The organism is Vibrio marinisediminis, assembly GCF_014050145.1.
Classification (GTDB): Bacteria; Pseudomonadota; Gammaproteobacteria; order Enterobacterales; family Vibrionaceae; genus Vibrio; species Vibrio marinisediminis.
Window position 1 is genome coordinate 72,767 of record NZ_JACFYF010000005.1, and the last position, 16,267, is coordinate 89,033.

At 45.4% G+C, this 16,267-nt stretch carries 11 protein-coding genes and 1 pseudogene; 6 read left to right on the forward strand and 6 right to left on the reverse strand.

The genetic code is table 11. From position 1 onward, the window contains the following. Positions 1-21 precede the first annotated feature (21 nt). A complete protein-coding gene (oxyR, locus tag H2O73_RS10355) occupies positions 22-909 on the reverse strand; it encodes a DNA-binding transcriptional regulator OxyR (RefSeq protein WP_182108769.1) in 888 nt (295 codons plus the stop codon). Between the two features lie 165 nt (positions 910-1,074). Between oxyR and H2O73_RS10360 the strand changes: the two genes are divergently transcribed. From H2O73_RS10360 to H2O73_RS10370, 3 genes are all read left to right on the forward strand, one after another. Further along, entirely contained in the window at positions 1,075-1,803 is a 729-nt protein-coding gene (locus H2O73_RS10360) for a glutathione peroxidase (RefSeq protein WP_182108770.1), read from the forward strand. Between the two features lie 220 nt (positions 1,804-2,023). Further along, on the forward strand, positions 2,024-3,496 hold the full coding sequence (locus H2O73_RS10365; RefSeq protein ID WP_182108771.1) for a dihydrolipoyl dehydrogenase: 1,473 nt from the start codon (positions 2,024-2,026) through the stop codon (positions 3,494-3,496). An 863-nt stretch (positions 3,497-4,359) separates the two neighbouring features. After that, complete coding sequence (locus H2O73_RS10370) at positions 4,360-4,608, forward strand: DUF3624 domain-containing protein (protein ID WP_182108772.1); 249 nt, start codon at positions 4,360-4,362, stop codon at positions 4,606-4,608. A 902-nt stretch (positions 4,609-5,510) separates the two neighbouring features. Here the strand turns inward: H2O73_RS10370 and argH are convergent. The 4 genes and pseudogenes from argH to argC form a co-directional block, all read right to left on the reverse strand. Next, positions 5,511-6,878: pseudogene (gene argH / locus H2O73_RS10375) on the reverse strand (argininosuccinate lyase); the annotation flags it as partial. Positions 6,879-7,011: 133 nt separating this feature from the next. Further along, complete coding sequence (locus tag H2O73_RS10380) at positions 7,012-8,229, reverse strand: argininosuccinate synthase (protein WP_182108774.1); 1,218 nt, start codon at positions 8,227-8,229, stop codon at positions 7,012-7,014. A 55-nt stretch (positions 8,230-8,284) separates the two neighbouring features. After that, positions 8,285-9,076 carry an acetylglutamate kinase gene (argB, locus tag H2O73_RS10385; RefSeq protein ID WP_182108775.1) on the reverse strand — a complete coding sequence of 264 codons (792 nt, stop codon included), beginning with the start codon at positions 9,074-9,076 and terminating at the stop codon, positions 8,285-8,287. Positions 9,077-9,098: 22 nt separating this feature from the next. After that, complete coding sequence (gene argC / locus H2O73_RS10390; protein WP_182108776.1) at positions 9,099-10,100, reverse strand: N-acetyl-gamma-glutamyl-phosphate reductase; 1,002 nt, start codon at positions 10,098-10,100, stop codon at positions 9,099-9,101. Positions 10,101-10,247: 147 nt separating this feature from the next. On the opposite strand from argC, the gene argE reads away from it, so the two are divergent. The 3 genes from argE (at position 10,248) to H2O73_RS10405 (ending at position 15,338) form a co-directional block, all read left to right on the forward strand. Beyond that, complete coding sequence (argE, locus tag H2O73_RS10395; RefSeq protein ID WP_182108777.1) at positions 10,248-11,387, forward strand: acetylornithine deacetylase; 1,140 nt, start codon at positions 10,248-10,250, stop codon at positions 11,385-11,387. 333 nt (positions 11,388-11,720) lie between these two features. Continuing rightward, the gene (gene ppc / locus H2O73_RS10400) at positions 11,721-14,354 is read left to right on the forward strand and encodes a phosphoenolpyruvate carboxylase (RefSeq protein WP_182108778.1); all 2,634 of its coding nucleotides are present in this window, start codon (positions 11,721-11,723) and stop codon (positions 14,352-14,354) included. A 444-nt stretch (positions 14,355-14,798) separates the two neighbouring features. Next, entirely contained in the window at positions 14,799-15,338 is a 540-nt protein-coding gene (locus H2O73_RS10405) for a PadR family transcriptional regulator (protein WP_182108779.1), read from the forward strand. 88 nt (positions 15,339-15,426) lie between these two features. Here the strand turns inward: H2O73_RS10405 and cysE are convergent, their stop codons facing one another. Continuing rightward, positions 15,427-16,248 carry a serine O-acetyltransferase gene (gene cysE, locus H2O73_RS10410; RefSeq protein ID WP_182108780.1) on the reverse strand — a complete coding sequence of 274 codons (822 nt, stop codon included), beginning with the start codon at positions 16,246-16,248 and terminating at the stop codon, positions 15,427-15,429. Between the last annotated feature and the right edge of the window lie 19 nt (positions 16,249-16,267).

Below are 16,267 nucleotides of genomic sequence, written 5' to 3' on the forward strand. Positions count from 1 at the left end.
CTTCTAAAAGAAATTTTAAGCTTACACTCCTAGCTGCTGCTTGATGGTTTCAGCTAACTGTTCGAAGCGCGATCTAAATGGTGATCCAGGACGATACGCCACCACAATGCTGCGAGTAGGCTCAGGGTTAACCGCACGCAAGTAGCACACTCCATCTTTAATTTTTTCTTTAGGCAAGGCTAACTTAGGCAATAAGGTGATCCCGCCTCCGGCAGCGACCATATTACGCAGCGTCTCTAAACTGGTGGCTTTAAAGCGTTCATCATCTTTTGCGCCAGCAGCAAAACAGAAACCCAAGGCTTGATCTCTTAAGCAGTGACCATCACCCAGCGCCAGTACAGTACGTCCATTAAGCTCTAACATGTTCACTTCATCTAACGTTGCCCACTCATGTTCACATGGCACAGCGACGCTTAGAGGCTCGCTATACACCTCTATCTCTCTAAATGGTGCCGTCTCTGCCACCGAAGCTAACACCAAGCAATCTAGCTTGCCTTCTTCTAGTTGGTGAATCAGTTGCTGAGTTTGCGCTTCATGTAAGTACAACTCCAACTCAGGAAATTGCTCTTTCAGCTTAGGGACAATTCTTGGCAAAATATAAGGACCGACCGTAGGGATAAAGCCAATATGCATTGGACCGGTCATTGCGCCACTTTGATCACTCGCCATATCTCGGAAAAGCTTCACTTCACTGAGAATTTTCTTCGCTTGCTCAACCAGCTGTAAACCGGCATCAGTAAACAGTACTCGGCGGCTACTACGCTCTAATAGCGATGTCCCCAACTCATCTTCAAGCTTACGAATTTGACCACTTAAGGTTGGTTGGCTAACAAAGCAGGCTTCTGCTGCTTTACGAAAATGATTGTGTTCAGCTAACGCCACTAGGTATTCGAAATCACGAATATTCATAATCTATTTCCTTCCCACAACTATCGATAGGATAAATCTATCAAAACCATAGCACCAAACGATTAGAGCTATCAAAGTTTTTTTTTAATAATGAGCTCAACAAAACGAAACAGAGCAGAAAAAAAGACTAAGCTCTTACCGAATTATATTGAAAAGGAAACCATTATGTTTGCATCTAAAGAAGGTCAATCTGTACCACAAGTTACTTTCCCTACTCGTCAAGGTGATGCTTGGGTTAACGTAACCACTGATGAACTATTTAAAAACAAAACGGTAATCGTATTTAGCTTACCAGGTGCGTTTACACCAACATGTTCATCTAGCCACCTACCTCGTTACAACGAGCTGCATTCTGTATTCAAAGAAAATGGTGTTGATGACATCCTATGTGTTTCAGTTAACGACACGTTTGTCATGAATGCATGGAAGGCCGACCAAGAAGCAGAGAACATCACCTTCATCCCAGATGGTAATGGCGACTTCACTGATGGCATGGGTATGCTGGTTGACAAAAATGACCTAGGTTTTGGCAAACGTTCATGGCGTTACAGCATGCTAGTGAAAAACGGCGTGGTTGAGAAAATGTTTGTAGAAGAAGATGTACCGGGTGACCCGTTCAAAGTTTCTGATGCTGACACTATGCTTAACTACATTGCACCAGAGCACAAAGAACAAGAGTCAATCACTGTATTTACTAAACCTGGTTGCCCATTCTGTATGAAAGCAAAACAGAACCTAATCGACAAAGGTCTGAACTACGAAGAAGTGGTACTAGGTAAAGATGCAACAACAGTAAGTCTACGTGCAATCTCAGGTCGTACTACTGTTCCTCAAGTATTCATCGGTGGTAAACACATCGGTGGTAGCGAAGAGCTAGAAGCATTCCTAGGCTAACTGACTTAGCCTGATAGGCTGGCTAACCAGCCCCAAACTTCAAGCCTATCGCCTCCCGGAATAATTAGCTCCGGGAGGCACCCCTTAAAATCCTAAACACCAATCTAGATAAGTAGCCACCTTATCGAAGGGTCTCTATTTATCTAGATTTACATGAAATTTAATTCTTTCCATCCAGTTCAAATAGAACGCTTGGAAAGAATAGAAAGCGAGAATCCATATGAAACAGTTAATTGTTGATGTTGCCGTTATTGGTGGTGGTACTGCAGGTCTAGGCGCGTATCGCGCCGCAAAAGCGCACGCAGATAACGTTGTTATTATTGAAGGCGGTCCTTACGGTACAACTTGTGCGCGTGTTGGCTGCATGCCATCAAAACTGTTGATTGCCGCGGCTGAAAGTGTTCACCAAATTGAAAAAGCACCAGGCTTCGGTGTTCACCCTCAAGGTGAGATCAAAATCAACGGTCGTGAAGTGATGGACCGAGTAAAACGCGAACGTGATCGTTTTGTAGGTTTTGTTCTAGAAGGCGTGGATGAAATACCCGCTGAAGACAAAATCTCTGGCTACGCTAAATTCATCGATAACAATACACTTATCGTTGATGACCATACTGAAATCAAAGCTAACCGTATTGTAATTGCTACGGGTTCTCGTCCTGCTTATCCTGCGGTTTGGAACGAATTGGGTGATCGCCTAGTGATCAACGATGACGTATTTGATTGGGATGACCTACCAGAGTCTGTCGCTGTATTTGGACCGGGTGTCATTGGCTTAGAGCTTGGTCAAGCGCTTCATCGCTTAGGTGTTAAGGTGAAAGTATTTGGTTTGGGTGGACAAGTGGGTCCATTAACCGACCCTGATGTAATGGCTTACGCAACCAAAGCTTTTCAACAAGAGTTTTACCTAGACCCGAACGTTCAGGTCGAAAGCATGAAACGCATAGCGTCATCAGACGATAGCAATCACGACAAAGTTGAGATCAAATTCGTTAATCATGATGGTGAGTTAGAAACTTTTATTGTCGACTACGTATTAGCAGCAACGGGTCGTCGCCCTAATGTGGACAAACTCGCCATTGAAAATACCTCACTGGTTTTAGATGAGCGTGGCGTTCCAACAGCGGATTACTACACACTGCAAACTTCGGTACCAAGTATCTTTATTGCGGGTGACGCAAGCAATCAAATTCCTTTGCTGCATGAAGCCGCAGATCAAGCTCGCATCGCCGGTGATAATGCGGGTCGCTACCCTGACATCCGCGCGGGACTACGTCGCTCAGTGATCTCAGCAGTATTCTCTGACCCACAAATTGCGATGGTAGGCGAGACACGTAAACAGTTAGAAACTCGTTTAGGCAGTTGTGGTTGTTTCGCGATTGGTGAGGTTTCTTTTGAAAACCAAGGCCGCTCACGAGTAATGCTACGCAATAAAGGCTTATTGCATGTCTACGGTGAGCAAGGAACAGGTCGCTTCCTAGGTGCAGAAATGATGGGACCAAATGCCGAACATTTAGCGCACTTATTGGCTTGGGCACACCAAAGCAAGATGACGATTTCAGAAATGCTCGACATGCCTTTCTACCACCCAGTGATAGAAGAAGGTGTACGTACTGCACTACGTGACTTGAATGCTAAGTTGCACTTAGGACCAGAAGTGATTAAACACTGTCTAGATTGCGGTCCAGGTTGTTAATCCTCGGCACTCACTTTTATCAGTAATACAACAAAGCCTCGCATTGCGAGGCTTTGTTGTATTTGATGAGCTATAGCATACCGGTCAACAACGCAGTGGTTTCAATTAGGCAGAGGGGTATGTATGTCCCGCTTATCAGTCCAGTGCTTTCTTAACCCTAATACAAGCGGTCCAATAACTCTTTGCTGCGCCAAAGAGTCATCAGAAAGGCGCTTTGGCTCGATACTGTGGTCCGGTCGGTTTTAGGCGTTCCGGACACCGAAAACCTAAAAATTCGTCCTGAATTTTTACCTAGTGTGTTGCTCATCTCTGCGCATTTTCAAACGCTTGATGTTGTCAGATTCGTTGAAACAATAGCACTGTCACACCAATACCAAAAATCTTCCTCAAACTAATTAGATTCACAGCTAGGCGAGCAAATGAGAAAAGCCTCTGAGCATAGGTCACTATGTGATGAGGTTTTCGAATACAGCTCAACAACGCTGTGGGTTTAATTAGGAAGAGGAAGCATGCAGGTCAACAACGCTGAGGCTCCAATTAGGCAGGGAATTTAGTGCATTGCGTGTAGGCTGACCAAGATGATTGCTGCTGCCCCAATAACAAACCAGCTTGAACCCATTACTAGTGCTGCTTTTAATTCTGTACTCACTTTACTTCTCCTCAACTCTATCCCGCCATTACGCGAGCAAAGTTTGTTTTGATTATTTTTGAAGCAAGTAAGGTACATTAAATACGTGCCACTAATATCTGGCGAAGCTTACTTTTCATTTTTGATCGCCCTCAAGATGCATACTTTTAAATTAACCATCTCATCGAAGATGCGATTACAATGATCGCCCTTACTCTCTCTACTATCAGAAAATATGAGCTGCTCTACTTGCCAACAAAACTGGTTTTGGAAAAAGATTGGTCACTGTATGCGCTGTGTCTATCAATTGGCAGCTCTGTCGACCATCTGCGTTGCAATCTGGTGGCTAGTATTTCGAGACAACCCAAAAAGCATTGAATCTATCGCCCTACTTGCCGCCATCGCAGCTTTCACTGGCTTGCTAGCCATGCATTTATGGATGCGATGGGTAGTGCTCCCCCTAAAGTCGAGCAAAAGAAAATAGCTCGCGCCACGGTTGGCACACTGATGAGATTTCGAGTGCTGGTCAACAACGCTATGGTTTTTGATTGGGGCTACAAAGAGGTTCCTCAAACTAATTAAAATCACAGCTAGGCGAGCAAATGAGAAAAGCCTCTGAGCATAGAAACACTATGTGATGAGGTTTTCGAATACGGCTCAACAACGTTGTGGTTTCAATTAGGCAGAGGAATGTGTATGTCCCGCTTATAAGTCCGGTGCTTCTCTTTCCCCTTACACCAGCGGTCCAATAACTCTTTGCTGCGCCAAAGAGTCACCAGAAAGGCGCTTTGTCTTGATGCTGTGGTCCGGTCGGTTTTAGGCGTTCCAGACACCGAAAACCTAAAAATTCGTCCTGAATTTTTACCTAGTGTGTTACTCATCTTTGCGTATCTTTAAACGCTTGATGTTGTCAGATTCGCTGGAATAACAGCGTTGTCACACCAATACCAAAAATTTTCCTCAAACTAATTAGATTCACAGCTAGGAATACTATGTGATGAGGTTTTCGAATGCAGGTTAACAACGCTGTGGCTTCAACTAGGCACTCAAGAATCTTTGTAGTCGCAAAGCCTTCCCCAATCTAATTGGTGTTACAGCTAGGCAATCAATTGAGAAAAGTCTCTGAGCATAGGAATACTATGTGATGAGATTTTCGAATGCAGGTTAACAACGCTGTAGCGTCAATTAGGAAGGGGAAAAGAAAAAAGCCCCGAAACCAATATCAGGTTTCGGGGCTCTCTTAGATTCATCTAAGAAAAAGCAGTGGTATTCATATAGACCGAGCCTTTTCCTGATGGTTCAATTTTTTATCGATCTTTTTTGATCTTTTTATTAACCCTTTTAAAAACAATGGTTAATCGATTCTTTTTTATTACTAGATCACTTTAGTCGAGCTTGCGCCTGCTCAGTAGCAAAGGCAACTTGCTCTGGTGCCACGCCGCCCAATGCATTACGTTTAGCTAGGCAAGATTCAATAGTCAAAATGGCATATACGTCTTCTTCTATCACTGGCGAAAACGCTTTGAGTTCGTCAATTGAAAGCGCTTCTAATGCACTGCCCTTTTCAATGGCACCAACCACAGCAACACCAACAATATGGTGTGCTTCACGAAATGGAATGCCTTTAGCCACTAGGTAATCTGCCAGCTCTGTGGCATTCGCGTAGCCTTGCTGTGCCGCTTCTAATGTGCGCTCACCGTTTACCTTGATGCCGTCAAAACAGAGCGCTGCCATAGCAATACAATCAAACCAAGTATCGAGCGCATCAAACAGCCCTTCTTTGTCTTCTTGCATGTCTTTGTTATACGCCAGCGGCAGAGCCTTAACCGTCATCATCATCGCTGCCAGCGAGCCATAAACTCGTCCAGTTTTGCCACGGATCAACTCTAGTGCGTCAGGGTTTTTCTTTTGTGGCATCAGCGAAGAACCCGATGTCACGGTATCGGCTAATTCAATAAAGTTTGCTTCACCTGAATTGTAGAAAATCATATCTTCGGCGAGGCGAGAAAGGTGCAACATCGAAATAGAAGCTACCGACATCAACTCCATCACATGATCACGGTCAGAAACCGAATCCAGAGAGTTACGAGTAGCACGAGCAAAGCCAAGGTTTTGTGCGATCTGTTCACGATCCATCGCGTAAGCTGTGCCTGCTAAAGCGCCAGAACCGAGCGGACAGGTATTAAGGCGAGCCGCTGCATCTTTCAAACGGGAGTGGTCACGCTCAAACATCTCGACATAAGCCAGGCACCAGTGAGCAAAAGTTACGGGCTGTGCACGCTGTAAGTGGGTGTAACCTGGCAGTACGGTTGCTTGATGCGCCTGAGCGACGGTAATCAGTTGCTGCTGAAGCTGTTCCAATGCTGTTAGCAGTACGTCCGCTTGCTCACGACACCATAGCTTTAGGTCTGTCGCGACTTGGTCATTGCGCGAACGCCCAGTGTGCAGCTTTTTACCCAAATCACCGACTTTCGCGATCAGTTGCTGCTCTACCCATGAATGAATATCTTCCGCGTCAGATGCTAAGATCTGTTTTGGATTTTGCTCAACACTTTGTTTGAGTTCATTCAATGCTTGCTCTAGTTGCTGCTGCTCTTGATCAGATAGAACACCGACTGTCACCAATGCTTTTGACCATGCCACAGAACCAACAATATCTTGTACTGCTAAGCGATAATCAAAACGAAGCGAGTCATTAAAGTCTTTAAAACGGGTATCTGCTGCTTGGGTAAATCTACCGCCCCATAGTGCCATTGCATCTCTCCTGATAATGAAAGGATCCAGCCAATGCTAGCTAGATCCTAATAAGGCTACACCGTACTCGGACTCCGCCGAGCTTATACAAACTGGCAAAGTGATCACTCACCTGCCAAATTTGTAGGTTCAGTTACTTTTTGTTTGCTGCGTTAAGCGCTCTGATTCTGCTTGGTAGCGAGTACAGGCGGATAAAGCCGTCAGCATGGCTTTGGTCGTAAACTTCATCAGCACCAAAGGTAGCAAATTCTTCACTGTACAGGCTGTTGTCTGAACGTTTCTGAGTTGCCATTGCTTGCCCTTTGTAAAGCTTGATCACCACCTCACCGTTAACGTCTTTGGCTAACTCTTCAGCCGCTGCCAATACTGAGTTACAAAGTGGCGTGAACCAACGACCATCGTATACAAGTTGAGCCGCTTTAACACCCAGTTCTTCACGGAATTCAAATGATGTCTTATCAAGCACTAATTGCTCAACTGAACGAAGCGCTTCCATGATAATGGTGCCTCCTGGAGTTTCATAACAACCACGAGACTTCATACCAACCAAACGGTTTTCCACGATGTCGATACGACCCACACCATGCTTGGCACCTTTTTCATTAAGATAAACCAGCGCGTTATATGGCGTCATCGCTTCACCATCGACTGCGACAACTTCACCCTTTTCAACTTTAAGCGTTACGTATTCTGCTTCATTTGGCGCTTGCTCTGGATCAACTGTCCATGCCCAGCAATCCGCATTAGTGGCATTCCAAGTATCTTCTAGTACGCCACCTTCTGTTGAAAGGTGCCATGCGTTTGCATCACGCGAGTAAATCTTAGTGATTGATGCTGAACAAGGGATGTTACGCTCTTCAAGGTAATCCAAACACTCTTCACGGCTAACCAAATCCCACTCACGCCATGGCGCAATCACTTTAAGATCTGGTGCAAGTGCTGCAAATGCACCTTCAAAACGAACTTGGTCATTACCTTTACCGGTACAGCCATGACACAGCGCATCCGCACCCACTTTACGTGCAACTTCCACTTGAGCTTTAGCGATAATTGGACGAGCCATTGAAGTACCCAGTAGGTATTTACCTTCATAGCAAGCACCGGTTTTTAGTGTCGGATTGATGTATTGTGCAACCATCTCTTCTTTCAGGTCCATCACGTAACACTCTGAAGCACCTGACGCAATTGCTTTAGCTTCAATGCCTTCAAGCTCGTAGTAGCCTTGACCGACATCGGCCACAAACGCCACCACTTCACAATCGTAATTCTCTTTTAACCATGGAATGATCACTGAGGTATCTAGACCACCAGAATAAGCCACAACTACTTTGTTTACGTTTACTTTGCTCATTTTTAACTCTCCGAGCCTAAGCTTTTTCGGCTTAGGGACTAATCCTTGTTAATGTTTACTGCGGCAAAAATTGAGTGCCGATACTGTCACCCGCAAAGAGCTGGGCTAATTTTTCTGGGTAGCGCCAAGTTGCAACCTCTATCGGACGACCAAGGTCATTAGCGGCTTGTAGTGCTGCCTGTACCTTCACGACCATGCCATCGGTGATCACTTGACCATCTATTAATTGATTGGCTTTTTGCTCATCTAAACTCTTGATCAAATTGCCTTTGCCGTCCAATACACCGCTCACATCTGATAACAAAACTAACTCTGCATCTAATGCTCCTGCGACAGCAACCGCAGCTTGATCGGCGTTGACATTCATCAGTTGTCCATCAGAGGTTAAACCGATAGAGCTAATAATTGGCAGCGCGCCGGTTGCCAAAATCGCTTGAAGTACGGTGGCATTACCCGGTGTGGTTTTACCTACCGCGCCAAGCTCTGGGTTAAGCTCTTCAACTTGGCACAAACCGCCATCCGCTAAACTCAAACCAACCGCATTCAAACCATCTTTGATTGCTTGACCTTGTAACTGTTTGTTCGCAGTGCCTGCCAGCGCGCCAGTAATTAAAGGGATCTGATCATAAGGCGTGACACGTAGACCTTGCTTTTTCACTGTTGGCAATTGCAACTGCTTCATCAAATCATCCACCAGATAACCGCCACCATGCACAATTACGATAGGTCGCTGAGCCTGAGTTTGATATTTCGCAATAGCGCCGAAAACTTGGCTTAGCGTGTCTGTACAAGAGAGCGCTGCGCCGCCCAACTTGATCACCAATGGTGTTTGTTTACTATCTGTCATAACTGCTCCTTGATATGACTGATTAAATCAGTGCCGTTAACTCTGGGTATCCATAGTGGATGTTCAAACATTGCATCGCTTGACTTGATGCACCTTTCAACAAGTTATCTATCACCGCACAAACGATGATGTGCTCACCTTGTACTTGCCAGCCAATATCGCAGAAAGGGGTAAACTGCACGTTCTGCAACTTAGGCATGCCATCGACAAGGCGAACTAAAGGTTTATTTTGATAAGCCGATTGGTAAACACTCGCGACTTGCTCTGCTGAAACGCCTGCAGCAAGCTTCATGGTAATGGTGGCTAAAATGCCACGTTTGAAATCCGCTAGATGAGGGGTAAAGATGACATCACAACCAAGGTGCGTCGCAATTTCAGGCTGATGGCGATGAGTAAATACGCCATAAGGTTGCAAGCTCACTTCACACAAACTGTTGGTTAACGTTGCTTTACGACCAGCACCTGAGGCGCCACTAGTTGCGTTGATTACTGGCCATTGGTTGGTATCGATTAAGCCGGCTTGCTTGAGCGGTTTTATTGCCAACTGTGATGCGGTTGGGTAACACCCCGGCACCGCCACTAATTGGCTCTGTTTTATCTCATCACTTGCCCATTCAGCCAAACCATAAGCCGCATTATCTAGCCATTGTTCGTGTTGATGTTCAAAACCATAAAACGTCGGGTAAAAATCGCTCTTCTTAACACGAAAAGCGCCCGATAAGTCAAACACTTGGCAGCCATGCTTAAGCAATGTTGGTGCTAGATCGTGGCTGACTTCATGAGCTGTCGCTAAAAAAATAACATCCGCATTTTTTGCCACCGCTTCTACATCCACTAGCGGTTGAACTGCGTCATCGACCAATCCAGCTAACTTTCCATGCAGCGCAGAAATTGCCGTACCGGCATCGGCACTGTTGGCGGAAACGTATAAACCTGATAGCGTAAGCTCTGGGTGTTTGTGCACCATCAGTGCAAGTTCTGCTCCAGTGTAGCCAGTGGCACCAATGATGGTTGTTTTAAGCATTTTTGACATCCGTATCGTAATTAAATGTCACTCAATGTGACTAAAAAACTATTCAATTTGCTTTTTAATGATTTTTTATTCATTAAAAATGATTTATTATGTTTTACCTTCTTAGTTAACATCTGTCAACAAGGAAACGAAGATAATATGCATCTACCCAGTTTTATTGAGGTCTATCGCGACCTAATTTCAACCTCTTCTATTAGCTCTTCCGATCCGAGTTGGGATGAAGGAAACCAACTAGTCATCGAAAAACTGGCCACGTGGCTGAAAGACCTTGGCTTTGAGGTCGACGTTATCGAAGCCGCTCCTAGTAAATTCAATCTTGTCGCCAAAAAAGGACAAGGCGAAGGGGGTTTGTTACTGGCGGGTCACAGCGATACAGTTCCCTACGATGAGGGGCGTTGGAATTTTGAACCTCACGCCATAACTGAAGCGAACAATCGCTTTTACGGCTTAGGCACTGCTGATATGAAAGGCTTCTTTGCCTTTATTATTGAAGCGGTCAAGAAAGTCGATTGGAGTAAGCAAACCAAACCGCTCTATATTCTCGCCACTTGTGATGAAGAAACCTCAATGCTCGGTGCGCGACACTTTACCGATACCACACCAATCAAGCCGGATTACTGCATTATTGGTGAGCCCACCAGCCTAGTACCCATTCGCGGGCACAAAGGGCATGTCGCCAATGCGGTGCGAGTGACAGGTAAATCAGGTCACTCGTCTGATCCTGCATTAGGAGTCAACGCAATTGAGATCATGCATGAAGTGCTATTCGCCTTAATGCAACTGCGCGATAAGTTAATCAAAGAATATCACCACCCAGGATTTGCCATCCCTAGCCCTACTCTGAATCTCGGACATATCCATGGTGGCGATAGTGCCAATCGAATCTGTGGCTGTTGCGAGCTGCATTACGACGTACGTCCATTGCCGGGGATTAGTTTGGATGGTTTAGACAACATGCTGCGTGGTGCTTTACATGAAGTACAAGCCAAATGGCCGGGTCGGATTGAGATCAAGCCACTACATGATCCCGTTCCAGGCTTTGAGTGTAGCCATGAGCACCCGTTTGTAAGCGGCGTAGAAAAACTCTGTGATACTCCCTCTCAAACGGTGAATTACTGTACCGAAGCGCCTTTCTTAAGCCAATTATGCCCAACCCTAGTGCTTGGTCCAGGCTCAATTGAACAAGCTCACCAGCCTGATGAATTCTTGGCTTTCGAGTTTATCGACCCAACCATCAATATTCTGTCCAAGTCGATTTATCAATATTGTTTTGACTAACAACCCTTTATATCGTTAAAAATTTAGCTGGCACCTCGCCAGCTTTTTACCTATTCAAAAGAGAGAAAAGGCTCACAGCCGAAGCACTGCTCAGACTAAAGAACAATAGGGTGAAATGGCAAAAAGCAGTAAAGTGACGTAGCCCACAAAGCTCATTGTTTTTGTAATAAATTTTCAGTAATTTAGGCAAAATAGTCATATTGTTCGAATTAACGCCATTAGCACCATTTATGGAAAATTAGCAGACAGCAATTGACTCAATGCGATATTTTTCGCTAGATTGTTAATCAACAGGGAACAATGGATGTAATTTTTTTACAAGGCAGGATGATAATGAACGAGAAATACTCTGCTCTGCGAAGTAATGTGAATATGTTAGGTCACATACTCGGTAATACTATTAAGGATGCACACGGAGAGGTGATTCTTGATAAAGTAGAAACGATCCGTAAACTTTCTAAATCTGCTCGAGCAGGCAATAAAGCAGATCGCGATAATTTGATTGAAGAAATCAAAAGTTTACCGAACGAACAACTCACTCCTGTTGCTCATGCATTCAATCAGTTTTTAAACCTGACCAACATGGCAGAGCAATACCACACTATTTCACGTCATTGTGATGCTCATGTTTGCGAACCTGACGCCATCAACACTCTGTTTGCAAAGTTAAGTCAAAACGGCATCAGCAAGTTCGATACCGCTCAAGCGGTACGTGACCTCAATATTGAACTCGTATTGACGGCACACCCTACTGAAATTACCCGTCGCACCATGATCAATAAGTTGGTCAAAACCAATGAGTGTTTATCGAAACTCGAATTGAGTGATCTTTCGGTCAAAGAGCGCCAAAAAACCGAACGTCGCTTAGAGCAGCTAATTGCTCAAAGCTGGCATTCCGATGTCATTCGCCAACAGCGCCCAACACCGCTAGATGAAGCGAAATCAGGCTTTGCCGTGGTCGAAAACTCATTATGGGAAGCGATTCCTGATTTCCTACGTGAACTTGATGAACGCTTAGAGTCTTACCTTGGTGAGGGGCTACCGATTGATGCTGCACCAGTCCATTTCACCTCATGGATGGGCGGCGACCGCGACGGAAACCCATTTGTTACCCATACCATCACCCGCGAAGTACTGCTGCTTTCTCGTTGGAAAGCGGCTGACCTCTATTTAGGTGATATCAATGAATTAGTCAGCGAGTTATCAATGACTCGTTGTAATGACGCGCTGCGCGAATTGGCTGGCGACGATGTACACGAACCCTACCGTGCTATTTTAAAGCAGCTACGTAAGCTCTTGAACGACACCAAAGATATCTTGGATGCCAAGATTAATGGTGAGAAGTTGGCGGTAAAAGCCCCACTACAAAACTCAGAACAGCTTTGGCAACCGCTATACGCTTGTTACCAATCTCTGCATGAGTGCGGTATGGGCGTGATCGCTGACGGATCTCTACTTGATACGCTACGACGCGTGAAAGCGTTTGGTGTCCATCTTGTTCGTCATGATATTCGCCAAGAAAGTACTCGTCATTCAGATGTGATTTCTGAACTAACTCGTTACTTGGGCATTGGTGATTACGATCAGTGGAGCGAGCAAGATAAGATTGCATTCCTAACTCAAGAACTGAGTTCAAAACGCCCACTATTGCCTCGTGACTGGGAACCGTCGGCTCCGGTTCAAGAAGTGATCGACACCTGCCGAATTATTGCCGGTCAACCACGTGACGCCTTTGGTGCCTATGTAATTTCTATGGCACGCACAGCGTCTGATGTATTGGCCGTGCACCTATTGCTGCAAGAAGCAGGCTGTCCATATCGTATGGATGTTTGCCCACTGTTTGAAACGCTCGACGATTTAAACAACGCCGAAGCCGTTATTAAGCAGTTAATGAGCATCGATCTCTATCGTGGCTTTATCCAAAACCACCAAATGGTGATGATTGGTTACTCTGACTCAGCCAAAGATGCCGGTGTAATGGCAGCAGGCTGGGCGCAGTACCATGCCATGGATTCATTGGTAAAAGTCGCGGAAGAAGAAGGCATTGAGCTCACTCTATTCCACGGTCGCGGCGGTACGATTGGTCGCGGTGGTGCTCCTGCCCACGCAGCACTACTGTCTCAACCACCGAAGAGTTTAAAAGGCGGTTTGCGTGTAACTGAACAGGGCGAAATGATCCGCTTTAAGCTTGGTTTACCAGAAGTCGCAGTGAACAGTTTCAATATGTACGCCAGTGCCATTCTTGAAGCAAATCTACTGCCACCACCAGAGCCAAAACAAGAATGGCGCGATCTGATGCACGTACTCTCTGATATGAGCTGCCAAGCTTACCGCAGTGTGGTTCGTGGTGAGCCTGATTTTGTGCCTTATTTCCGCCAAGCAACGCCTGAACTAGAACTAGGTAAATTGCCTCTAGGCTCTCGCCCTGCAAAACGCAACCCAAATGGCGGCGTGGAAAGCTTGCGCGCAATTCCATGGATATTCTCATGGAGCCAAAACCGCTTGGTATTACCAGCATGGCTGGGCGCTGGTGAGGCGATTCAGTACTCCATTGACCAGGGTCAACAAGAGTTACTGGAAGAGATGTGCCGCGAATGGCCATTCTTCTCAACTCGCTTAGGTATGCTTGAGATGGTCTATTCAAAATGTAATATCGGCATCTCACGTTATTACGATGAACGCCTAGCTGATCCTGCCCTACTACCTTTAGGTGACAGGCTACGTGAGCAGTTGCAAAAAGACATCAAAACGGTTTTGAATGTCGAAAACAACGAAAACCTGATGCAAAGCGATCCGTGGGGACAAGAGTCGATTCGTCTACGTAATATCTACGTTGAGCCACTCAATATGCTGCAAGCTGAGTTGCTATATCGTACTCGTCAAATGGATGAGCCATCACCAGAGCTTGAAGAAGCCTTGATGGTCACTATTGCGGGAATTGCCGCGGGTATGCGCAATACCGGTTAACCTCTTCGCGAGCTAGCAGTCTTAGGCCACTCTTTGAGTGGCCTTTTTATTACACATCCGATTTGTGCCAGTGATACAAATCACAAGCATTTCGCAAGCCATGATATAAAATTTCAGCCTAGAGACATAAAAAACCACTTTTATAGCATATAACTCGACTGACCAGCTTTATTGAGAGTTTTATCAGTTTTTTATTGAGTTTGCCCCAAGTATTCCACTTTATGCTTATTATTTAGATATAATATCGCTCCGCTGCGATACATATAAAATCAATAGATCGCAGTTTTCGGTAGATGATACCGAACTAGGTGAATAGCGGCTTTATTAAGGTGACATGACCAACTTTTGTTGGTACTGCCTACATCGACATAACACACGTGCCTATAGAAGCACACTTAGGTGTTGGCAGTTGAATTGAGTTTATTGACCATTTGGATTGAAGACATGTCATTACCACACGTAATTCTCACAGTTCTTAGCACTCGCGATGCAACTGGATACGACATCACCAAAGAATTTTCTGCTACTATCGGCTACTTCTGGAAAGCGAGCCATCAACAGGTCTACCGTGAACTAAACAAGATGGCGCAAAACCACCTTGTGACGTGCGTATTAGAACCTCAAGAAGGCAAGCCAGATCGTAAAGTGTATTCGATTACAGATGCCGGACGCATTGCGTTAGGGGAATGGTTTGACCAACCTACCGCTCACCCAACTGTACGTGATGAGTTTTCAGCAAAATTGATGGCGTGTTCGGTACAACCTTCAGCGCCTTTCAATGATCAACTTGCAAGCTTGGTTGAAGAATCTCGCAAGCTTGTTGAGCACTATAAAGAAATCGAAAACGCGTACTACTCTAACATTGCAGCCTTGGACAAGCAGCAGCGTTTAGAACGTTTAACACTCCGTCGTAACTTACTTCTGCGCCAAGCGTGGGTAGTATGGGCTGATGAAGTTTTAGCTGAACTAAAAGCACTTGCGTAAGTTTAGCTACTGTTAAAGTAATACAGGTAAAGAAAAGGTTGGCATCATCGCCAACCTTTTTACTATCCGCTGAATATCGCACTGGTGGCTAGATACCATCACCATTTTCAAAGTTTTGCGACTTACCGTTAAACTGCTGGTCCATATCAAGTGACGGTTTATCTGATTGAGGTCGCCCAACCACCTTCGCTGGAACACCAGCCACGGTCGTGTGTGGAGGAACTTCTTGCAGTACCACTGATCCTGAGGCAATTTTCGCCCCTTCACCGACTTCAATGTTACCCAAGATCTTCGCACCAGCACCAATCATTACGCCTTCACGGATCTTAGGATGGCGATCACCACACTCTTTACCCGTACCACCCAAAGTCACACCTTGTAGAATCGATACATCGTTTTCAACTACCGCCGTTTCACCAATCACGATACCAGTTGCGTGATCGAGCATGATGCCACGACCAATGCGCGCGGCTGGGTGAATATCCACTTGGCACGCCACTGAAATTTGGTTTTGCAGGTACGTTGCCAGTGCCACTCGACCTTGTTTCCACAGCCAGTTTGCAACACGGTAGCCCTGCAAAGCGTGGTAGCCTTTAAGGTAAAGTAACGGGATTGAATACATTGAGACTGCCGGGTCACGATTGACTGTTGCACAGATATCGCAAGCCGCCGCTTCAGAGATGCTTGGATCAGCAGCAAATGCTTCTTCAACTACTTCACGCACCGCCATTGACGGCATCGAGACAGTTTCAAGCTTATTGGCAAGAATGTAGCTCAGTGCAGCGCACAAGCTATCATGCTTTATAATAGTGGCATGATAGAAACTCGCTAGCATTGGCTCTTGTTCAGATTGCTCACGCGCTTCTTGAATAATGGTTTGCCATATCTGTTTTTTTTCACAATGCTTCATATTGATAGAACCTTCCTAA